The following is a 19,654-nucleotide window of genomic DNA, read 5'->3' as shown; positions in this document are numbered from 1 at the left end:
CCTGCCGGCTGCCGAACTGCACGGGCTCCAGCGGATGCCGCCTTTCTCGGAGGTGCACGTGCTGATACCGGAAGCACGCAAGCGGGCATCCTCCGGCTACGTGGTCGTCGAACGAACCTCGCGTCTTTCCGAACCGCATATTCGCTCCGGATTTCCGACAGCTCCGCTTGCGCGAGCCGTCCTCGATGCGGCGCGGCGGTTCACCGACATCGACCAGATTCGCGCGCTCCTGGCCGAGCCGTTCAACGAGGATTGGTCGATCCGTCGGCCCTCGCCGAAGAGTTGGAAGGAGGCTCGTGCCGAGGCACAGCGCGGTGCCGGGAAGTCATGCGCGAAATGCTCGCCGACGTCCACTCACCAGCGGAAGGGTGGGCGTACCGACTGCTGCAGCGCAGTGATCTTCCACAGATGCAGTGGAATGTCCGTCTCCTCGACCCCACTGGAAAACTGCTGGGCATCCCAGACGGCTGGCTGGACGACGTCGCGTTGGCATGGCAGATCGATTCACTCGAATACCACCTGTCGCCGGCCGACTACGCGCTCACCGTGCGTCGGCACACGGCGATGACGGCAGCCGGGATCGTCGTGGTTCACACGCTCCCATCACAGCTCCGGACCGAGCCGCAAGAAGTGCTGGCGGAGTTGCGCAACGCGTACCAACAGGCGCTGCACCGCCCACGCCCACCCGTCACAGCCGTCACCCGGATCAAATGAGGAGAGGCGAACGGCCTGTTCACTCCGCCTATCGGGGCGAACAGGCCGTTCGCATCCGCAGCTGTAAACGTTGCGCTGCTGGGGTTTCCGGAGCCTGCGCTTGCGCGTTGCGGGTGTCAGACTCTTCAGATCATGGACTGGGAGCGAGTGCTTGCGTGGGTTGGCGGGTACGAGCGGGCGTGGCGGACGCCCGGCGTTGACGTGCTCGCCGAGATCTTCACCTTGGACGCGACGTACCAGCAGGCCCCGTACCTCGAGCCCGTTGTGGGGCTCGACGCCATCGGGCGGATGTGGGAGGCCGAGCGCGTCGGGCCCGACGAGGAGTTCCGGCAGACGAGCAGCCCGGTGGCGCTCGAAGGCGACACCGCTGTCGTCCGGGTGGAGGCCCGCTACGGCGGCCCGGTGCCCCAGGGGTACCTGGACCTGTGGATCGTGCGGTTCGCCCCGGACGGGAAGTGCCTGGCCTTCGAGGCATGGCCCTTCTGGCCCGACAAGGACTACCGCGCCGAACCCCGCTAACGCGCCGATTCTTCGCCAAGCGGTCGCCGGATAGTCACCGCCGCCTCACCGCCGCAGGAGGCTCGGCGATCACCATGCTCACGTGCAGGACGCGATCACGGCGGGCCCGCCCGGCCCGCGACGAACACGGACCCTGGCGGTGCTCGGCGATTCGGTCGCCGTGGGCATGGGCGATCCGGTGGTCGGCGGGTGGCGCGGGTTCGCGCCGCTGCTGGCCGAAGCGCTCGGCGCCGCGGAGGTGGCGAACGTGGCATCGAGCGGGGCGCGCGTCGCAGCCGTGCGCGACGCCCAGTTGCCCGCCGCCCTCCGCGCCGCGCCGGATGCGGCCGTGGTGATGGTCGGCATGAACGACACGATGCGCTCCGACTTCGACGCCCGACGGCTGCGGCGGCAGCTCAACGACGTCGTGCGCGCGCTCACCGCCGCGGGCGCGACCGTCGTGACGATCCGCTACCACGACCACGGCCGGGTCTTCCGGTTGCCCGGGCCGCTGCGGAGGGCACTGGCCAGGCGCATCGGTGAGCTCAACCGGATCTTGGACGCCGTCGCCGAGACGCATGCCGTCGATGTGGTGGACCTGGACCGATTGCCGGGCGCCTACAGCCCGGCAACGTGGAGCGTCGACCGCTTGCATCCGTCCGAACTCGGGCACCGGATGCTCGCGGCAGCCTTCGCCGACCGGTTCGCGGCAGCCGGGTTGGCCGTGCCCGGCGAGGTCTCGCTGGAATGCTCCGGGGGCGCGCGGGTCAGCGGCTTCGACCACCTGCGGTGGCTGCTCGCCAAGGGCCTGCCGTGGCTGCTCGGGCGCGGTCACGACCTGCTCTGGTTTTCCTTGCGGACCTTGCTGGACACCGCGCTGGGCAAGCGGCGAACCGGACCACCTCTGTCCATTGAGGACATACGGAGCCCCGAGGGGAAAACCGGCTGAGCCCTCCGCGATGTCGGGCGAGGATGCACCCGACCGACTCCGAACGGAGATGCGTGTTAAGCCATCCGCTCGCCGAAGACGCCGTGCTGACACCGCTCGAACCTGGGCAGGCGGCGGATTTCGCCGCGCACGCCGACCGCTACCGCGAACACTTCGCGCCGTGGCTCCCGTGGGCCGAACTCGTCGCAGAAGAAGCGCCGGCTGGAACTTCCTCCAGCGCTACGCCGACCGGCAGGCCGCCGACGACGACGGCCAGATCTACGGGATAAGGCTGCACGGCGAGCTCGTCGGCGGGATCCTGTTCCGGATCTTCGACGTGCCCACCGGGCCCGCGAACTCGGCGTCTGGCTCGCGCCGGAGGTGCAGGGCCTCGGCCTGATCACCCGCGCCGCGACGCACCTGATCGGTTGGGCCTTCGACGTGCGGGGCATGAGCCGGGTGGAATGGCGCAATGACGTGGACAACCACCCGAGCAAAGCTTTCGCCAAGCGCTTGGGCATGACCCTCGACGGAGTGCTGCGCGAGCAGTTCCCCCACCAGGGCCGCCGCCGCGACACCGAGGTTTGGTCCCTCCTCGCCGCAGAGTGGCGCGCGAGGCCATGAGCGCGTAGCCGGTTTCATCGGGCGAGTTCTCGGTACCGATCGACCGATTGGCGCATGCCGTGACCTGGGTCGGCGTCGTAGGTGCCATCCGGGTTGCGCAGGCCGAACGCATTGGACATACACAAATCGGGGATCCCGGAGTCCAGGCGGCGTCTGAGGTTGCGCTACCCGCACCCCCACGCAGGACGGGCCTGGAAACGGCCGCTACAACAGGGTCAGGTCAGGAACCTGTCCAGGGTGATGGGCAGGTCCCGGACCCGGATTCCGGTTGCGTGGTGCGCCGCGTTGGCTATCACCGCCGCCGTGCCCACGATGCCGAGCTCGCCGATCCCCTTTGCCCCCATCGGATTCACGTACGGGTCGTGCTCGTCGATCCAGTCCGCCTCGATGCTGCCGATGTCGGCGTTGGCCGGGATGTGGTACCCAGCGAAGTCGTGGTTGACCACGTGGCCGAACCGGGGGTCTACGACGCTGTGCTCGTGCAGCGCCATGGACAGCCCCATGGTCATGCCGCCGATCAGCTGCGACCGCCCGGTCTTGGCGTTGATCATCCGGCCGACCGCGAAGATCCCCAGCAGCCGCGGCACCCGCACCTCCCCGGTGCTGGTGTGCACCCGGACCTCGGCGAACTGCGCGCCGAAGCTGTGCATCGACATCTGCCCGGCGTACGGGTTGTCCGGGATAGCCCCGGTGACCTCGACGCCCTCGTCGGGGATCGGGCTGCTGTTGGGCAGCTCCGCGCGCAGCCGGCGGGCCGCGTCCACGATCGCCGAGCCCCAGCACAGGATCCCGGTCGAGCCACCGGCACCGGAGGCGTACGGCAGATCGGTGTCGCCGATGCTCAGCACCACCTCGGACATCTCGACGTCCAGCGCGTCCGCAGCTATCTGGGTGAGCGCGGTCCACGCCCCGGTGCCGATGTCGGCGGCCCCGATGAGGACCCGGTACCGGCCGTCCGGCCTGGCCTGGATGGTGGCCCGCGAACCCGGCATGCTGTACACCGGATACGTCGAGGCGGCCACCCCGGTGCCGACCAGCCAGGGCCCGTCGCGGTGCGCGCGCGGCGCCGGGTCTCGCTCCGCCCAACCGAACCGCTGGGCGCCCTCGCGCAGGCAGGCGACCAGGTTCCGGCTGGAGAACGGCCGCCCCGTCTCGGGGTCGGTCTCCGGTTCGTTGCGGATGCGGAACTCGACGGGGTCCAGGCCGCAGGCGATCGCCATCTCGTCCATCGCGACCTCCAGGCCGAACATGCCCGGGGCTTCGCCGGGCGCGCGCATCCACGACGGCACCGGGACGTCGAGCTCGACGAGCCGGTGCGTGGTGCGGCGGTTCGGCGCGGCGTACATGACGCGGGTCGGCACGGCGGTCTGCTCGGCGAACTCCTTGATCCGGGAGGTCTGCTCGACCACGTCGTGGCTGATCGCGGTCAGCCGGCCGGACGCTTCGCTGCCCATGCGGATCCGCTGGATGGTGCCGGTGCGGTAGCCGACCACCGAGAACATCTGCTGCCGGGTCAGCACGAGCTTCGCCGGGCGCGGGGCGACGAGCTGCGCGGCCATCGCGGCCAGCACGACGTGTGCGTGCGGCAGCCCCTTCGAACCGAAGCCGCCGCCGGTGTGCGGGCATACCACGTGAATCCGTTGCGGCTCCATGCCGAACAGTGCCGCGATGGAGTCGCGCACCCAGTGCACACCCTGCGTGGAGTCGTAGAGGGTGAGCTCGTTGTCGGACCAGATCGCGATGGTGGCGTGCGGCTCCAACGGGTTGTTGTGCTCCTGCGGCGTGGTGTAGGTGGCGTCGAGGACCACTGCCGCCGAGGCGAGGGCGCCGTCCACGTCACCGTCGGTGGTGTCGGTCTGGAAGCCGCCGTTGACCTCGTCGGGTTTGACCAGGTCGGCGCGGGCGGCGTGGAACGAGACGTCGTGCTCGCGCGGTTCGTAGCTCGGCCGCACCAGGCTCGCCGCGCGCCGGGCGGCTTCCGCGGTCTCGGCCAGCACGCCGCCGATGAACTGCCCGCGGAAGGCGACCTCGGGCGACTGCAGGATCGCCAGTTCGGCGTCCTGCGTCGAGGCCAGCCGCGGCGCGTTCTCGTGGGTCAGCACGCCCACCACGCCCTGTTCCGCCATCGCCTCCGTGGTGTCGATGCCGGTGATGCGGCCAAGCGCGATTTGGGACTGCAGCGGGAACACGTACACCGGCTGGTCGACCGGGTGCTCGGCGGCGTACAGGGCTGCGCCCCGGACCTTCTCGGCACCCTCGATGCGGTCGATCGGCGCACCGATCAAGGGGGTCGCGACTGTCATCGCCGCACCTCCAGGAGCTCGGTGAGGATTCCGGCGATCATGTTGAGCGCCAACGGGATCTTGAACTCGTTGCCGGGAAGCGGGCGGGCGTCGGCGAGCTCCGCAGCGGCTGCCTCGCGGAACTTCTCCTTCGTCGCGGCGCCGCCGCGCAGCACCGCCTCGGCCCGCGTCGCCCGCCACGGCTTGTGCGCGATACCGCCCAACGCCAGGCGGACGTCGCGCACCTCGCCGTCGACGGCGTCCAGCGCAGCGGCCACCGATACCAGCGCGAACGCGTAGGAAGCGCGGTCGCGGGCCTTGCGGTACTGGGAGTTCGCCGCGAAGCCCAGCGACGGGATGTCGATGGAGGTGATCAGCTCACCGTGCTCGAGGACCGTGTCCCGCTCGGGCTCGTTCCCGGGCAGCCGATGCAGCCCGACCAGCGGAATCGCCCGCTGCCCGTGCGGCCCCTGGGTGTTGACCACCGCATCGAGCGCGACCATCGCCACCGCCATGTCGGACGGGTGCGTGGCGGCGCACATGTCGGAGGCGCCGAGGATCGCGTGCTCGCGATGGAAGCCGTCCCTCGCCGAGCAGCCCGTCCCGGGATCCCGTTTGTTGCAGGGCGTCGTGACGTCCTGGAAGTACGCGCATCTGGTGCGCTGCAACAGGTTCCCGCCGGCCGTCGCGAGGTTGCGCAGCTGGCCGGAAGCGCCCGCCAGCACCGCCTGCGACAACATCGGGAAGCGCTCGCGGATCACCGGATCGGCCGCCAAGGTGCTGTTGGTGACCGCGGCGCCGATGCGCACGAACTCGGGGTGCTGCTCGACCCGGTCGGAGGTCAGCTGCCGGACGTCGACCAGCACGTCCGGCTGCTCGACCTCCAGCTTCATCAGATCGACCAGGTTCGTGCCGCCCGCCAGGAACGCCGCGTTGGGCGTTGCGGCGAGGGTGCTCACCGCGGTACCGACGTCGGGGGCGAGCTGGTAACGGAACGGCTTCATCGCTGCGCCACCTCCGCGATGGCGGGGATGATGTTGGCGTACGCGCCGCAGCGGCAGAGGTTTCCGCTCATCCGCTCGCGGATCTCGTCGTCGAGCCCGGCACCGTCCGCGGTGACCGCGCTCGGCTCACCGTCGTGCATCTCGCACAACACGCCGACGGCCGACACCACCTGGCCGGGCGTGCAATATCCACATTGGAACGCGTCGTGCTCGATGAAAGCCCGCTGCACCGGGTGCAGATCCGCGCCGGCCAGGCCGTCCGCGGTGCGGAACTCCGCGCCGTCGAAGGCGACCGCCAGCATCAGGCAGCTGTTGACCCTCCGGCCCCCCAGCAGCAGGGTGCACGCGCCGCACTGGCCGTGGTCGCAGCCCTTCTTCGGGCTCGTGATCCCCAACCGCTCCCGCAGGGCGTCGAGCACGGTCGTCCGCGTGTCGACGGTGAGGCGGTGCTCGATCCCGTCCACGACGAGGGTGATTTCGGCTTCCACGGTGCCCTCCCCTCCAACCTGTTACCAGGCTTACCCGGGACGCTGCCGCGTCACGCACGCCGCTTCAGAGCTCTTCTTCCTCCGCGGCTCGCTCGTCGGTGGTCTCGTCGAGGTCGTCGTAGGGCAGTGTTTGGACGAGCTCGACACCCGATCCACAGGTGGCCGCCGAGCTCGTCCGCGTCGACGCTCTCCGCCAGCAACGTCGTCGGCTTCGGTTCTTCGTGAGGCACCTCGGTTCCCTGACGCGGCTCCGACATGCCCGTCACCGTTCAGTGAGCGTGACAACATCCACGCTGCCGAGCCGACGCCTTGCGGCGCCGACCTTGACCACACCGTTCAGAAAACGTGTAAAAGCGTGTCCTGAGCCGTCGTCTTGCGGCGCGGCGTTGACCGCGTGGGTCTTCCCGTGGCGGTACCCGCTGCCAGCAATGCGCTGGTCTTACATGGGTTTCCATCGGGCTGTCACGACGCAACTCGCCGCCGTCGGCTTGCGCTGGAAATCCAGGTCCCCAAAACACAGCGACACGTCCCGACACATCCTGACACAGGAGCACCAACAGTTCCTGCCCCTTTCCGGCTAATCCTGATTGCCGGGATGCGGAAAGTCGCTCCCGGATCGCGCATCCTCCAGCACCACCCAGGGGTCGTCCTTCTGCGCCAGCCGCCGCGCCATGTTCGCCAGGCCGTAGGACTGCGGTTTCACGCGGCCGAGCTCGTCGAGGTCGAGCGGGGTCGCGGCCGGGGCTCCCGCGCGGGCGCGCAGCGAGTAGGGCGCGATCATCGTCTGGCCGTAGGCGTTGCGGTTGGTGTCCAGGAAGATCCGGTCGCCACGCTTGTCCTTGCGCTGCTCGACGGTGAGCCGGTCCGGCTCATCGCCCGCCATTGCACCGGCGAGCTCCCGGATGGCCGCCCGAACCTCGTCGAATCCTCGTTCGCCGCGCAGCGGGGCGGCGACGTGAAATCCCTTGCCGCCGGTTGCCTGCACGTGCGGCGACAGCCCGGCGCCCCGGAACCGCTCGCACACCAATCGCACCACGTCGCGGAGTTCGGCCAGGTCCGCTCCCTCCAGCGGGTCCAGGTCCAGCACCGCGAGGATCGGCCGATCCAGATCATCCACTGTGGACAATCCGACGTGGAACTCCAGGCACGCCTGGTTTGCCAGGTAGAGCAGCGTCGCCGCGTCGTCGACGACGGCGTGATGCACCACGCCCTGGCCGCCTCGCTGCGGCACGGACGCCACGCGCACCCATTCCGGGAAGTGGTTCGACGCCTCCTTCTGGAAGAACCCGCCGGAGCCGATGCCGTCCGGGAAGCGGCGCAGCGTCAGCGGTTTGCCGCGCGTGTGCGCGACCATCACCGCCGCCACCGACCGGAAATACTCGACCACGTCCTGCTTCCGGTAGCCGTCATCGGGGTACAGGACCTTCTCCGGGTTGGACAGCTCGATCCGCCGCCCCTCGACCTCGAGCTGCGCGGCCACGGTTGATCACCGCCGCTCGTCGTTGGTCCGGCCGGTCAGCACTGATTCGGGCTGCGTGCTGACCGGATTGCGCCGCCGGTCGGCGCCCTCGTCGTCCACCTTCACCAGCAACCACTGCTCACGGCCGCGGAAGTCGGTGCGGGACAGGGCGAAAGCCCCGCGCAGCTTCTCGCCGTCCAGCCAGACCTTGACGTGCCCGGCGGAGAGCCCGTCTGCCATGGCGACCGGCTCGCCGCCCCGCTCGGTGTCGTTGCAGTACGTTCCGGTGTCCCAGACGACGACCGTGCCCGCACCGTAGCCCTCCGGGATCCCGCCCTCGAACTCGACGTTGTCGAGCGGGTGGTCCTCGGTCGGTGTGGCCAGCCGTTTCTCGCGCGGGTCCAGCGACGGCCCCTTGGGCACCGCCCACGACTTGAGCACGCCGTCGACTTCCAGCCGGAAGTCGTAGTGAGGGCTCGACGCGTCGTGCTTCTGCGCCACGAACCGGGGCTCGTCGCCCGGCTCGCCGCCGGATGGTTCCCCGGAACGTTCGAGATCGCGTTTGCGGTGGTAGGTGGACAGCTTCTTCCCGGGCATGCCGTCGGCGTACCCGGCGCCCGGCCGGGTTTAACCGGCACCCGGTCGATCAGGAACCGGGCAGGCCGGCAGGAGGCGGATGAGGCGAACGGACCGTTCGTGCCGCCTACGAGCCTGTTGCGTTTTCGGCGAAAACGGCTGAACCGAAGTACCAAATCAGTCTCGATCGCCGCCGTTTGCCCGCCAGTGGCCATCTCAGCCGTGATCGATCGATCACGGTCCGTGGTGGGCGTAATTTTGCAACAGGCTCCTACCGGGGCGAACAGTCCGTTCACTTCGAACCCCGAGACCGACCACCGCACTCACCGCGCTCCCCGGAACGGGCTCGGAAAGCCCCCGAGGGGCGCTCCCGGGGTCGTTCGGTGGCGGGTGTGCCGTCAGCGGAGTCCGGACAGCACGTTCCCGGCCTCGGTGAGCAGGTTCGCCAGCGCCTCCGCGACCGTGGTAGGCCGGTCGAAGTAACCGATGGACTGGCCCGCGGGGCTGTGCACCAGCGGTTCGACGCAGTGGCGGTCGACGGCGCCGAGCAGATCGCCGACGGGGACGTCCTGGTAGGGCATGCGCAGCGGAGCGGGCGCGTCGGGACGTGCCCGCTCATCGCTCCAAGCCGTACGGATCCGCCGCGGCGTCTTGCCGCTGTCCGCGCTAGAGATGACGGTGTCCTCGATCCCCGCGTCCAGCAGTTTCCGCAGCAGAACGGGGTCCGTTCCGGCCTCCCGGGTGACCAGCCACGCGGTGCTGAGCCAGACGCCGGCCGCGCCCAGCGCGAGCGCTGCCGCGACGTGCCGACCGGGGAGCGGGCCGTACCTGGCGGCGATCTCGGCGGCGGCTTGAGCACCCAGTCGCCGGGCCCGGCCCAGACCCGCTCGCGCACCGCGTGGATCGCCTCCGCTGGCGCGGCGCCCGCGCCCCGCTGTCCAACGTGATCGGCGGTCTCGGCAACGGCTGGCGCGTCGCGATGACCACGCTCGGCGAGGGGGCGGGCGAGATCACCACGCAGTACCCCGGTTACCGCGCGGAGTTCGACCGCTTGGTGGCGCGGCTGCGCGACCTCGGCAGGCTGGCCGATCCGCTGGTGTGCGATGAGCTCGCCCGGCTGCTGATCCGCGTCGAGCTGATGCACTTCACCGGCCGCCGCGTCGCCGATGAGCTGCGCGCCGGGAACCCGGTCCGGGAGCTGCTGGCGATCGACAAGGTCAACTGGTCGGAGCTGCACTGCGACCTCGGTGCCGCCGCGATGTCCCTGCAGGGGCTCGGCGGCCTGGTCCGCCCGGGCTGCGACGGCTACCGGGTCGACGAGTTCCAGCGCGCCTTCCTGGAGAGCCGCGGGCGCGGGATCGCCCGCGGCACCAACCAGATCCAGTGCAACATCATCGCCGAACGCGTCCTCGGCCTGCCGAAGTGACCACGCGGCGCACGGCGGCCCGGCTTGGTGCCATTGTGCGCGGAGTGGGGTGGTCGCGTTGAGACGATCGGGTGAAGTCTGGTACCGGGCGCAGCCGATTTTGTTCCCATGGGACGAGGAACCGACAGGCGGTGCGCCGACCCCAGGGAGACGAACCATGCAGCAGCACGTGCACGCCGAGCTGATCGGCGGCCCCGAAGACGGCCGCTCGTTCATCATCCCCGCCCCGGAGACGGACTTACCGATCGGGCAGTTCACCTTCCCGGCGCCCTGCGACGGCGAGGCGCCGTGCGACGGCGAGGTGCCGTGCGCCCGCTACGACCGGCAAGACCGCCGCGCGGACGGCGTGTGGCGCTACCAGTACGCGGGCGAGCAAGCCATCTTCCACTGACCGGGCTCCCGTGCCCGCAACAGGAATCACCGCGCGGCGACCGCTTCCGGCGTGGGCTTCGGTTCTTCCCCGGCGATCCGCGAATCCGCGTTCCTGATGTCTGGGATCTCCCGAGGTTCCGCCACCCGCACCGGCCATGGCGCTCTCCCCCGGCGACATCCATCACCTCATCTGGCCCAATTGCCACAACGACACATCTGGCGCGCCGGTCGATCGTGACCGCGCCGGTCACGTCGGCGATCGCGGATCGGCCGAGTCACCTCCCTGGAAAATTAGTTAGCTTGGTTAATAAATCATGTGCGGCCACCGGTCCAGGAGCAACCGTGTCCCTAACCGAGCGGATCAGCAAGGCAGTCGCAGCGCCCGCCACCGACGGCGGCTTCGACCCGCACGCCGAGCTCGCCGACGTGCTGACCGGCGTCGGCCTGGACCCGGCCGACTCCGGCGATCGCGTCTCCTTCCGGGGAGCCGACCCGGTGGTGCCCAGCCCCCGGCGGCTGGGCGGGGCCTCCGCCATCGCGCTGGCCGACCGAAATGGCTCCCCCGCTGACCCCACCAGGCGGGCGCTCGCGTTCCGCTGGGTGGAGCGAACGGACTGTTCGCCTCAATAGGAGCGGTGAACAGTCCGTTCGCCTCACCGATCCAGCCGCACGCCCGATGGGTGCCCCTCACCTAGGTGACGGGTGGTGTGACAGGGTTCGGGTTATGCGGATCGCTTCCTGGAACGTCAACTCCGTTGGTGCTCGGTTGCCCAAGCTGCTCGACTGGCTGGGCACCGCTGAGCCGGACGTGCTGTGCGTGCAGGAGCTCAAGTGCGCCGCCGACGCCTTCCCCTTCGACGAGGTCGGCGAGCTCGGCTACGAGGTCGCCGCGCACGGCACCGGCCGCTGGAACGGCGTGGCCGTGCTGTCCCGGGTCGGCATCGACGAGGTGCGCCACGGGCTGCTCGACGAGCCGGGCTTCCAGGCCGACGGCGCGATGTTCGAGACCCAAGAGCCCCGGGCGATCGGCGCGACCTGCGGCGGCGTCCGGGTGTGGTCCGTATACGTCCCCAACGGCCGCGAAGTCGGCCACCCGCACTACGTCTACAAGCTGCGGTGGCTCGACGCGCTGCGCGCCACCGCCATCGAGGAGATGGCCGCCGCCCGGCCGTTCGCCGTGCTCGGCGACTTCAACATCGCCCCGACCGACGCCGACGTCTGGGACATCGCCGCCTTCGCCGACAGCACCCACGTCACGGAGGACGAGCGCAAAGCGCTTGCCGCGCTTGCGGAAACCGGCCTCGCCGAGGTCTACCCGCGGGCGCTGAAGTACGACATCCCGTTCACCTACTGGGACTACCGGGCGCTGCGCTTCCCGAACAACCAGGGCATGCGCATCGATCTGGTCTACGGCAACGAGCAGTTCACCGGTGCGGTCACCGATTCCTACGTGGACCGCGAAGCCCGCAAGGGCAAGGGCACCTCCGACCACGCCCCGGTGGTCGTCGACCTCGACCTGCCGTGATCGATCCCCAGCACGATTCCTCGATCGTCCGGTCCGCACGCGCCGGGACCCGAGCCCGGCAGCGGGACAGCTCGACGCCGAATCCGCCGTCACCGGCGACGTGCTGGAGGCCGACGCCTGGCGACGGCGTCGGCCTCCAGGTCTTCGATCAGCGGTTGTAGACGGCCACGTAGTCGACCAGCATCGGGTGGCCGGGTTCGGTGGCCGGGTTGGGAGTCGTCGTACCCGAGTCGCCGTTCGGGAACGCTCCCCCCATCGCCACGTTGAGCAGCAGGAAGTATCCCTCGTGCGAGGTCATGTTCTGCCAGGCCGTCGGGCTGATCTGGGACTCGCTCACCGAGTGGAACTGCTGGCCATCGACGTACCAGCGCAGTTCCTCGGTGGGACCGGTCCGGTCCCACTCGACGCGGTAGGTGTGGAATCCGGCCTGGCAGGCCACGTCGGGGCAGGGGCGGCTGCCCCCGAGACCGGTCATCTCGTTGCACGACCCGCCGGGGGCGACATCGCAGTGCAGGACGCCGTGCGTCTCGTTCTTGCCGTTGACGTTCTCCATCACGTCGAACTCGCCGATGCCGGGCCAGTTCTGGTAGTTGCCGCGGTACGGCGACCCCAGCGCCCAGAACGCGGGCCAGTAGCCGAGCGCCGCCGCTCCGGTGACGTTGGGCACCTGGAGGCGTGCCTCGATGCGGAGGACGCCGCCCTCAGCTGCTTTGAAGTCGGTCCGCTGCGTTTCGATCCGCGCCGAGGTCCAGTTCCCCGCGGCGTCGCGTAGCGGCGTGATCTTCAGGTTCCCGTCGCCGTCGTGGGCGAGGTTGGCCGGGTCGGAGGTGTAGGTCTGGATCTCCCCGGTGCCCCAGTTGGGCGGCCCGCCCGGGTAGGAGGTTCCGGTGTCGATGATCCACTCGGATGACAGCCCCGTGCCGGCGGCCCCGGTGAAGTCGTCGCTGAAGGTCAGCTTCCAGCCCGCCTCCGGCGGCGGCACGTCGGCCGAAGCGGAGGGGACAGAGAATCCGACGATGGCCAGCCCCGCGGAAAGGGCAGCGGCGGCGATGCGGCGGCGTGTCAACCTGGTTCTCAAGTGTTCCTCCCGACAGTCCTTAACCTTCCAGTGAGCGCCCCCCCCCCCCGAGGAACGGGGATCTCGATCACGGGATCCGCTACCCATCAAAACGTTTGTGCTCACAACAAACAACCGGCAAACGCACCATTCCCCTGCGAAGGGCAGAGCAACGCCATCTCGGCGTTCCCAGATTCCCAGGCGCGCCAGAAACCCGTCCGATGCCTCGCACCTCCGGCGATTCAGGGGTGTTCGGGTTCGAATTCGTCGAAGATCAGCCACGTGTGGCAGGTCCGGACGCCTGGCAGCGACTGGATGTGGTCGAAGACCAGGTTCCGCAGAGACAGGTTGTCCTCGGTGCGGACCAGGACCACGAAGTCGAAGTCCCCCGCCACCAGAGCCACCTGTTCGACGCCGGCGATCGCGGCCAGCCGCCGGGACACCTCGGGCCACGTGCCCTGCTCGATCGACAGGCCGATGAACGCCGCGGTGCCCCGGCCCGTCTTGACCGGGTCGACCCGGGCGTGGAAGCCCGTGATCACGCCGCTGTCGATCAGCCGCTCCACCCGGCTGTGCGCGTTGGTGCGGGAAATGTTCACCTGCTCCGCCAGCGTGCGGATGGACATCCGCCCGTCGCGGCCGAGCTCCGCGACGATGCGCGCGTCGATCTCGTCCAGAGCCGGAGCCGATCGTCCAGCCCTGCCGCCCCGCGAATCGATCCTGATGGACGTTTGGTCGGCCATAATGCCTCCTCGCTGCCATTCGTTCCGATTATTCCGGGATGGCTTGTACCACATGACCAACCTGGACGACTATCTTAAGCCAGTCGTCCTGAGGAGGTGTCGGCCGTGGAATGGCTTCCGTCGAGCAGCCCGGTGCGGCTGCTGGAGCAGCCCGATCCGGACTATGCGCTGCCGGAGGCGTCCCGGCTGCTGGCCGCGTACCGGGCGATGGTGATCGGCCGACGGTTCGACGCGCAGGCCACCACGCTCACCAAGCAGGGCCGGCTCGCGGTCTACCCCTCCTCGCGCGGCCAGGAGGCCTGCCAGGTCGGCGCGGCGCTGAGCATCGGCGCCGATGACTGGCTGTTCCCGACCTACCGGGATTCGGTCTCGCTGGTGAGCCGGGGCATCGACCCGGTCGAGGTGCTGACGCTGCTGCGCGGGGACTGGCACTGCGGATATGACGTGCCGTCCGCCCGGACCGCGCCGCAGTGCACCCCGCTGGCCACGCAGACCCTGCACGCGGTCGGGCTGGCCCACGGCGAGTCCCGCAAGGGCAACGACACGGTGGCGATGGCGCTGCTCGGCGACGGCGCCACCAGCGAGGGCGATTTCCACGAGGCGCTCAACTTCGCCGCGGTGTTCCGCGCTCCGGTGGTCTTCTTCGTGCAGAACAACGGCTACGCCATCAGCGCCCCGCTCGCCAAGCAGTCCGCCGCACCTTCCCTGGCGCACAAGGGCATCGGCTACGGCGTCCGCAGCGAGCAGGTCGATGGCAACGACGCCGCCGCGATTCTGTCCGTTTTGGACAGTGCGGTGGCGCACGCCCGTGCTGGGAACGGGCCTTTCCTGGTCGAGGCGCACACATACCGGATGGAGCCGCACACCAACGCCGACGACGCGGCGAGGTACCGATCGCCCGAGGAAGTCGAGCATTGGCAGCAGCGGGACCCGATCAGCCTCCTGGAACGCCATCTGCGCGCAGGCGGCCACCTCGACGATGCGACCGCGGAGCGGATCGCCGGGGAAGCCGAGGAGTTCGCCGCGCGGGTGCGCACGCGCATGCAGGAGGAGCCGCCGGTCGATCCCGAGGACCTCTTCCGGCACGTCTACGCCGAACCGACCCCGCAGCTGGTCGAGCAGCTCGCCCAGCTGCGCACCGAACAGGAGGCGCTGTAGTGGCACCGACCAGCATGGCGCAGGCGCTCAACGCCGCGTTGCGCGACGCCATCGCAGAGGACGAGCGGGTGGTGGTCTTCGGCGAGGACGTCGGGCGGCTCGGCGGCGTCTTCCGGGTCACCGACGGCCTGCAGGCCTCGTTCGGCGAGGACCGCTGCTTCGACACGCCGCTGGCCGAATCGGGCATCGCCGGGTTCGCGGTGGGCATGGCCATGGCCGGGTTCCGCCCGGTGGTCGAGATGCAGTTCGACGCGTTCGCCTTCCCCGCCTTCGAGCAGGTCGTCTCGCACATCGCGAAGATGCGCAACCGGACGCGGGGCGCGGTCGGCCTGCCAATCGTCATCCGGGTTCCGTTCGCGGGCGGCATCGGCGGCGTCGAGCACCACTGCGACTCCAGCGAGGCGTACTACGCGCACACCCCGGGGCTCAAGGTCGTCGCCCCGGCGACCGCCGCCGACGCCTACTCGATGCTGCGCGAGGCCATCGACGATCCCGACCCGGTGGTCTTCCTGGAGACCAAGAAGCTCTATTGGTCCAAACAGGACATCGAGCTGCCGACGACCACCGAGCCCATCGGGCGGGCCACGATCCGCCGACCGGGCCGCGACGCCACGCTGATCGCCTACGGCCCCACCGTGCCGCTGGCCGTGGCGGCGGCCGAGGCGGCCGAGGAGGAGGGGTGGGACGTCCAGGTCGTCGACGCGCGCAGCCTGGTGCCGTTCGACGACGAGACGATCGCCGAAGCCGTGCGCGGCACCGGCCGCTGCGTGGTGCTGCAGGAAGCGCCGGGATTCGCCGGAGTAGCAGCGGAAATCGCCGCGCGGGTGCAGGAGCGCTGCTTCCACTCGCTGGCCGCGCCGGTGCTGCGCGTCGCGGGCTTCGACGTGCCGTACCCGCCACCGAAGCTGGAACACGTGCACCTGCCGGGTGTCGACCGGGTGCTCGACGCGCTGGCCCGGCTGCAGTGGGACGACCAACCGGACGCGAAGTGGCTCGACGGAGTCCGGAGCCAGGAGGACGCCGCATGACCCGCTCGGCGGAATTCGCGCTGCCCGACCTCGGCGAGGGCCTGACCGAGGCGGAGATCGTCCGCTGGCACGTCGAGGTCGGCGACCCGGTCGTGGCGGACCAGGTGGTCGTCGAGGTGGAGACCGCCAAAGCCGTCGTCGACGTGCCCTGCCCGCACGCGGGCGTGGTCGAGGCGCTGCACGGCGCGGCCGGTGACGTGCTGGCCGTGGGTGCGCCGTTGACCACGATCGCCTGCGAAGATTCGGCGTACGAGGAGCACCGGACCGAGGAGCGTGCCGGTTCGGGCAACGTGCTCATCGGCTACGGCACCTCCAGCGCGCCGCCGCGCCGACGCCGCCGCGCCCACCACGCGTCGCGCACGGCATCCGGTGCAGCGCACGATGGATCACGCACTGCGCATGGCTCTTCGGCTGTCGTTTCGCACCCGGTGACCAGGGCGCCTGATGCCGTGTCGCTCAACGACGTGCGCACGGAGCCATGCCCGAACGGCACCGGAGCTCCGCGCGTGCTCTCGCCGATCGTGCGTCGGCTCGCCCGGCAACACGGCGTTGATCTGTCCAATGTGGCCGGAACCGGACCGGGCGGCGTCATCCTGCGCCGCGACGTGGATTCCGCCGCGCGGCCCCAACCAGCCCAGCCGACGCAGCAGGAAGGCGAGCTCCGCACGCCACTGCGCGGCCTGCGCGGGGCCGTCGCCGACAAGCTCGCCCGCAGCCGCCGGGAAATCCCGGACGCCAGCATCTGGGTGGATGTCGATGCGACCCGACTGCTGGAGGCCCGCGCGCTGCTCAAGCAGCGCAGCGGCATCAGCCTGCTGTCGCTGATCGCCCGCTTCTGCGTCGCGGGCCTGCAGCGGTTCCCGGAGCTCAACGCCTCGGTGGACACCGAACGCGACGAGATCGTCCAGTTCGGGCACATCAACCTCGGCTTCGCCGCGCAGACCCCGCGCGGACTGATGGTCCCGGTGGTCCGCGACGCCCACCGGATGAGCACGGCGCAGCTGTCCGAAGCGATCGCGCACCGCACCGGGCTGGCCCGCGAGGGCGACCTCGAGCCCAAGCACCTCACCGGCGGAACGTTCACGCTCAACAACTACGGCGTGTTCGGCGTGGACGGCTCCACCCCGATCATCAACCACCCGGAGGCCGCGATCCTGGGCGTCGGCCGGATCATCGACAAGCCGTGGGCGTTCCAGGGCGAGCTCGCCCTCCGCAAGGTGACCCAGCTATCCCTGACCTTCGACCACCGGGTCTGTGACGGAGGCACCGCGGGAGGCTTCCTCCGCTACGTCGCCGACTGCGTCGATAACCCGATCACGGCACTGGCCGATCTCTGAGGCCCCGTGAGCGTTTTCGTGGCTGTAGAGGCTGTTCGGGAACTCGTTCTGCCAGGCGATTCCGGTGGCTGCCCTAACGGAGGGCGACCTGGTTCTACCTCGCCAACCGGCGTGCGGCGAACGGACCGTTCACTTCCATAGGAGCGTGTTGCAAAATTACGCCCACCACGGACCGTGATCGATCGATCACGGCTGAGATGGCCACTGGCGGACAAACGGCGGCGATCGAGACTGATTTGGTACTTCGGTTCAGCCGTTTTCGCCGAAAACGCAACAAGCTCATAGACGACGCAAACGGTCCGTTCGCTTCAAACAGCACCTTCCAAACCGCCCGGTTGGCGCCCAAAAACGTTCACGGTCCATCACGCCGCTGCGGATTCCGCGGTGGCGTGGTCGTAGTAGGTGAGGGTGCCGCGGGCTCCGTGGAGGGCGAAGTCGGCCTCCGGGGTTGCCGGTTTCCCCGCCATCTCGATGATTTCGCGCATCGTCACGTTCACCAGGTCGTCGAGGGCCCGCCAGCGGGCCGCCGGGTCGGTGCGTTCCTGGGCCTCCGGGGCGAAGTCCGCCTCGCACCGCCGCAGGCCCTCGCGCAGTTGCCGGATCAGCTTCATGAACGTGCCGTGACCGCGGCTGGGCACCAGGTCGTCGGCGCGGGATGCCAGCTGCCCGGCCATATAGGCGATGTCGTCGACGTGGTTGCCGAGCCACTTGCGGCGGCGGTGGATGCCGCCCAGCTCCGGCCACCGCTTGCGGGCCGCCTGCCGCGACCGGCCGGTGATCGCGCTCAGGTCCGCGAGGCTCGCGCCCAGCCACACCGTCTCCTCCGCGGCCGAGGCGGTCTGCCGCCACGCCGCCTCGGACATCAACTCCTCCGCCTCCAGCGCGGCGCGGAGCCTGCCGAGCGCGGCCACCCGGCGATCCTGCTCGTCGCCGACGTCGCTGCCCTTCGGGCCCGGATCGATCGCCTCCACCGGTACCGCTACCGCCAACTGGCGAACCAGCCGCTCGGCCTCTTCCGCTGACATCTCCAACCTCCTTGTAAACCTCGGGTTCACAGTATCATTGTAAACCTCGAGTTTACACTCGGATTTCTTCGACGGCGGCTGTGCGCGGAGCACCGCACGACTCTGCTGTTCACCACGCACGACCTCGGCGAGGCCGGCAGCATGGGCGGGTGGTGGTCATCGACCACGGCCGGGTCATCGCCGACGGCACGGCGCAGCAGCTCAAGGCGGATCTGGCCGGCGACCACATCACCATCACCGTCGCGCAGCCGGACGCGGCACCGGCAGCGGAGGCAGCGGCCCGGATCGCCTCCCCCGACGCCGTCACCCTCGACGGCCCGTCGATCAAGGTCCGGGTGCCGCGCGCCGACTCCACGCTGCCGGAATACCTGCGTGCCTTCGAGGAAGCCGGGATCAAGACGATCGCGGCCGAAACCGCACGCCCCACCTTGGACGACGTCGTCCTCGCGCTCACCGGCCGAAGCCTCCGCGAAGCCGAAGAATCCTGAAATCCCAACCGAAAACCCGGTCTCGCACATCGCCGAAGCCGGGCGGGCGCTGTTCTCCGGCCAGCTCCTGGACCCGTCGGTGCTGCACGTGATCATCGCGGCCGCAGCGATCGCCGTGGTCGGCCTCTGGTCGGGAACTCGTGCGATGAAGCGCGGCAGCTGAGCCTTCCTCGCATAGGCTGGGGGCCAGCGACCTAGGAGGAGGATCCGTGTCGGTCACCGGTGAGCAAGCCGCGGATGTCCGCGTTCCCCTGCGCGACCAGGTGCGCGAGGAGTTGCAGGCCCGCATCGCCGACGGTCGGCTGCTCCCCGGTGACCGGATCTTCGAGCAGGACCTCGCCGCCGAACTCGGGGTTTCCCGGGTTCCGGTGCGCGAGGCCATCCGGATGCTGCAGAGCGAGGGCTTCGTCGACGTGCTGCCGCGCCGACGTGGTGTGTTCGTCCGCGGGCTGGACCGCCAGCAAGCCAAGGAGCTGTTCGAGGTGCGCGAGGCCCTCGAGGTCTACGCCGCGCGCCTGGCCGCCGAGCGGGCCGAGCCCGCGGAGGTGGCGCAGCTGGCCGATCTGGCCCGCCGGGCGCGGGAGGCTCACGAAGCCGGCGACGTCGACACGATGTCCAGCTCCAACGCGTCCTTCCACGACAAGCTGGTCTCGCTCGCGGGCAACGATCTGATGGCGTCGATCCTGGAACCGCTGCACGGCCGGCTGGCGTGGTTGTTCCGGATGAACCTCGAACCCGAGCGGGTCTGCACGGAGCACGAGCAGCTCCAGTCCGCGATCGCCGCCGGCGACGCCGACCGGGCCGCCGCGGTCGCGCAGCAGCACGTCCTGTCCAGCCAGCGAATGGTCCTGGAACGGATGCTGCCCTGACCGCTCGGGCTTTGCAGCGCCTTGATCGGTGCGCCGCGTTCACCGAGATCGGT

Annotated in this window: 23 protein-coding genes; 14 read left to right on the top strand and 9 right to left on the bottom strand. The window is 69.9% G+C overall.

Annotated elements, in window-relative coordinates; all coding sequences use genetic code 11:
• Nucleotides 1-327 precede the first annotated feature (327 nt).
• The 5 genes from DL519_RS45385 to DL519_RS45375 all read left to right on the top strand — a co-directional run bounded on the left by DL519_RS45385 (nt 328) and on the right by DL519_RS45375 (nt 2,764).
• The gene (locus tag DL519_RS45385) at nt 328-714 is read left to right on the top strand and encodes a hypothetical protein (protein ID WP_223838332.1); all 387 of its coding nucleotides are present in this window, start codon (nt 328-330) and stop codon (nt 712-714) included.
• A 147-nt stretch (nt 715-861) separates the two neighbouring features.
• Nucleotides 862-1,233, top strand: coding sequence for a nuclear transport factor 2 family protein (locus DL519_RS01585; RefSeq protein ID WP_223838331.1), 372 nt, complete (start codon nt 862-864; stop codon nt 1,231-1,233).
• 82 nt (nt 1,234-1,315) lie between these two features.
• Complete coding sequence (locus DL519_RS01580) at nt 1,316-2,161, top strand: SGNH/GDSL hydrolase family protein (protein ID WP_223838330.1); 846 nt, start codon at nt 1,316-1,318, stop codon at nt 2,159-2,161.
• Nucleotides 2,162-2,330: 169 nt separating this feature from the next.
• Nucleotides 2,331-2,540, top strand: coding sequence for a hypothetical protein (locus DL519_RS45380; RefSeq protein WP_223838329.1), 210 nt, complete (start codon nt 2,331-2,333; stop codon nt 2,538-2,540).
• A complete protein-coding gene (locus DL519_RS45375; protein ID WP_223838328.1) occupies nt 2,522-2,764 on the top strand; it encodes a GNAT family N-acetyltransferase in 243 nt (80 codons plus the stop codon). Before DL519_RS45380 ends, DL519_RS45375 begins: the two co-directional genes overlap by 19 nt.
• A gap of 215 nt (nt 2,765-2,979) precedes the next feature.
• On the opposite strand, the gene DL519_RS01570 is transcribed toward DL519_RS45375, so the two are convergent.
• The 6 genes from DL519_RS01570 to DL519_RS01545 form a co-directional block, all read right to left on the bottom strand.
• The gene (locus DL519_RS01570; RefSeq protein ID WP_190812571.1) at nt 2,980-5,067 is read right to left on the bottom strand and encodes a xanthine dehydrogenase family protein molybdopterin-binding subunit; all 2,088 of its coding nucleotides are present in this window, start codon (nt 5,065-5,067) and stop codon (nt 2,980-2,982) included.
• Complete coding sequence (locus DL519_RS01565) at nt 5,064-6,050, bottom strand: FAD binding domain-containing protein (protein WP_190812570.1); 987 nt, start codon at nt 6,048-6,050, stop codon at nt 5,064-5,066. Before DL519_RS01565 ends, DL519_RS01570 begins: the two co-directional genes overlap by 4 nt.
• A complete protein-coding gene (locus DL519_RS01560; protein WP_190812569.1) occupies nt 6,047-6,538 on the bottom strand; it encodes a 2Fe-2S iron-sulfur cluster-binding protein in 492 nt (163 codons plus the stop codon). The genes DL519_RS01565 and DL519_RS01560 overlap by 4 nt, the downstream gene beginning before the upstream one ends.
• Before the next feature lie 577 nt (nt 6,539-7,115).
• Nucleotides 7,116-8,018 carry a non-homologous end-joining DNA ligase gene (ligD, locus tag DL519_RS01555; RefSeq protein ID WP_223838327.1) on the bottom strand — a complete coding sequence of 301 codons (903 nt, stop codon included), beginning with the start codon at nt 8,016-8,018 and terminating at the stop codon, nt 7,116-7,118.
• 6 nt (nt 8,019-8,024) lie between these two features.
• Nucleotides 8,025-8,594 carry a DNA polymerase ligase N-terminal domain-containing protein gene (locus DL519_RS01550; protein ID WP_190812568.1) on the bottom strand — a complete coding sequence of 190 codons (570 nt, stop codon included), beginning with the start codon at nt 8,592-8,594 and terminating at the stop codon, nt 8,025-8,027.
• A gap of 377 nt (nt 8,595-8,971) precedes the next feature.
• The gene (locus DL519_RS01545) at nt 8,972-9,412 is read right to left on the bottom strand and encodes a nitronate monooxygenase (protein ID WP_223840182.1); all 441 of its coding nucleotides are present in this window, start codon (nt 9,410-9,412) and stop codon (nt 8,972-8,974) included.
• 59 nt (nt 9,413-9,471) lie between these two features.
• Here DL519_RS01545 and DL519_RS01540 point away from each other — a divergent pair, with 59 nt between their 5' ends.
• From DL519_RS01540 to DL519_RS01525, 4 genes are all read left to right on the top strand, one after another.
• A complete protein-coding gene (locus tag DL519_RS01540) occupies nt 9,472-9,999 on the top strand; it encodes an acyl-CoA dehydrogenase family protein (protein ID WP_223838326.1) in 528 nt (175 codons plus the stop codon).
• A 157-nt stretch (nt 10,000-10,156) separates the two neighbouring features.
• Complete coding sequence (locus tag DL519_RS01535) at nt 10,157-10,390, top strand: hypothetical protein (RefSeq protein WP_190812567.1); 234 nt, start codon at nt 10,157-10,159, stop codon at nt 10,388-10,390.
• A 323-nt stretch (nt 10,391-10,713) separates the two neighbouring features.
• Entirely contained in the window at nt 10,714-11,001 is a 288-nt protein-coding gene (locus DL519_RS01530) for a hypothetical protein (protein WP_190812566.1), read from the top strand.
• Between the two features lie 94 nt (nt 11,002-11,095).
• On the top strand, nt 11,096-11,896 hold the full coding sequence (locus DL519_RS01525) for an exodeoxyribonuclease III (protein ID WP_190812565.1): 801 nt from the start codon (nt 11,096-11,098) through the stop codon (nt 11,894-11,896).
• 148 nt (nt 11,897-12,044) lie between these two features.
• Here the strand turns inward: DL519_RS01525 and DL519_RS01520 are convergent, their stop codons facing one another.
• Together DL519_RS01520 and DL519_RS01515 are read right to left on the bottom strand one after the other, a co-directional pair.
• A complete protein-coding gene (locus DL519_RS01520; protein ID WP_223838325.1) occupies nt 12,045-12,974 on the bottom strand; it encodes a glycoside hydrolase family 16 protein in 930 nt (309 codons plus the stop codon).
• Nucleotides 12,975-13,195: 221 nt separating this feature from the next.
• The gene (locus DL519_RS01515; RefSeq protein ID WP_190812564.1) at nt 13,196-13,696 is read right to left on the bottom strand and encodes an Lrp/AsnC family transcriptional regulator; all 501 of its coding nucleotides are present in this window, start codon (nt 13,694-13,696) and stop codon (nt 13,196-13,198) included.
• A gap of 105 nt (nt 13,697-13,801) precedes the next feature.
• Between DL519_RS01515 and DL519_RS01510 the strand changes: the two genes are divergently transcribed.
• Genes DL519_RS01510 through DL519_RS01500 form a run of 3 tightly spaced genes read left to right on the top strand, consistent with a single transcriptional unit; the run spans nt 13,802 to nt 17,219 of the window.
• Entirely contained in the window at nt 13,802-14,854 is a 1,053-nt protein-coding gene (locus DL519_RS01510; protein ID WP_190812563.1) for a thiamine pyrophosphate-dependent dehydrogenase E1 component subunit alpha, read from the top strand.
• Nucleotides 14,854-15,882 (top strand): alpha-ketoacid dehydrogenase subunit beta, encoded by a 1,029-nt coding sequence (locus DL519_RS01505; RefSeq protein WP_190812562.1) that lies wholly within the window; start codon nt 14,854-14,856, stop codon nt 15,880-15,882. The genes DL519_RS01510 and DL519_RS01505 overlap by 1 nt, the downstream gene beginning before the upstream one ends.
• Nucleotides 15,879-17,219: a dihydrolipoamide acetyltransferase family protein gene (locus DL519_RS01500; protein WP_190812561.1), complete on the top strand. Its 1,341-nt coding sequence runs from the start codon at nt 15,879-15,881 to the stop codon at nt 17,217-17,219. Before DL519_RS01505 ends, DL519_RS01500 begins: the two co-directional genes overlap by 4 nt.
• Before the next feature lie 362 nt (nt 17,220-17,581).
• On the opposite strand, the gene DL519_RS01495 is transcribed toward DL519_RS01500, so the two are convergent.
• A complete protein-coding gene (locus DL519_RS01495; protein ID WP_190812560.1) occupies nt 17,582-18,244 on the bottom strand; it encodes a hypothetical protein in 663 nt (220 codons plus the stop codon).
• Between the two features lie 149 nt (nt 18,245-18,393).
• Between DL519_RS01495 and DL519_RS01490 the strand changes: the two genes are divergently transcribed.
• Nucleotides 18,394-18,732, top strand: a complete 339-nt coding sequence (locus DL519_RS01490) for a hypothetical protein (protein WP_190812559.1) — start codon at nt 18,394-18,396, stop codon at nt 18,730-18,732.
• Nucleotides 18,733-18,941: 209 nt separating this feature from the next.
• Nucleotides 18,942-19,601, top strand: coding sequence for a GntR family transcriptional regulator (locus DL519_RS01485; protein ID WP_190812558.1), 660 nt, complete (start codon nt 18,942-18,944; stop codon nt 19,599-19,601).
• Nucleotides 19,602-19,654 lie beyond the last annotated feature (53 nt).

This window comes from Saccharopolyspora pogona, assembly GCF_014697215.1.
Classification (GTDB): Bacteria; Actinomycetota; Actinomycetes; order Mycobacteriales; family Pseudonocardiaceae; genus Saccharopolyspora; species Saccharopolyspora hattusasensis.
Note: the sequence above shows the minus strand (reverse complement) of the source record. Positions and strands in the feature narration are given on the sequence as shown.

Bases quoted from the DNA above. Each gene is read 5' to 3' on its own strand.
- DL519_RS45385 (WP_223838332.1), top strand. From the start codon at position 328: ATGCGCGAAATGCTCGCCGACGTCCACTCACCAGCGGAAGGGTGGGCG.
- DL519_RS01570 (WP_190812571.1), bottom strand. From the start codon at position 5,067: ATGACAGTCGCGACCCCCTTGATCGGTGCGCCGATCGACCGCATCGAG.
- DL519_RS01565 (WP_190812570.1), bottom strand. From the start codon at position 6,050: ATGAAGCCGTTCCGTTACCAGCTCGCCCCCGACGTCGGTACCGCGGTG.
- DL519_RS01550 (WP_190812568.1), bottom strand. From the start codon at position 8,594: ATGCCCGGGAAGAAGCTGTCCACCTACCACCGCAAACGCGATCTCGAA.
- DL519_RS01535 (WP_190812567.1), top strand. From the start codon at position 10,157: ATGCAGCAGCACGTGCACGCCGAGCTGATCGGCGGCCCCGAAGACGGC.
- DL519_RS01525 (WP_190812565.1), top strand. From the start codon at position 11,096: ATGCGGATCGCTTCCTGGAACGTCAACTCCGTTGGTGCTCGGTTGCCC.
- DL519_RS01515 (WP_190812564.1), bottom strand. From the start codon at position 13,696: ATGGCCGACCAAACGTCCATCAGGATCGATTCGCGGGGCGGCAGGGCT.
- DL519_RS01500 (WP_190812561.1), top strand. From the start codon at position 15,879: ATGACCCGCTCGGCGGAATTCGCGCTGCCCGACCTCGGCGAGGGCCTG.
- DL519_RS01495 (WP_190812560.1), bottom strand. From the start codon at position 18,244: ATGTCAGCGGAAGAGGCCGAGCGGCTGGTTCGCCAGTTGGCGGTAGCG.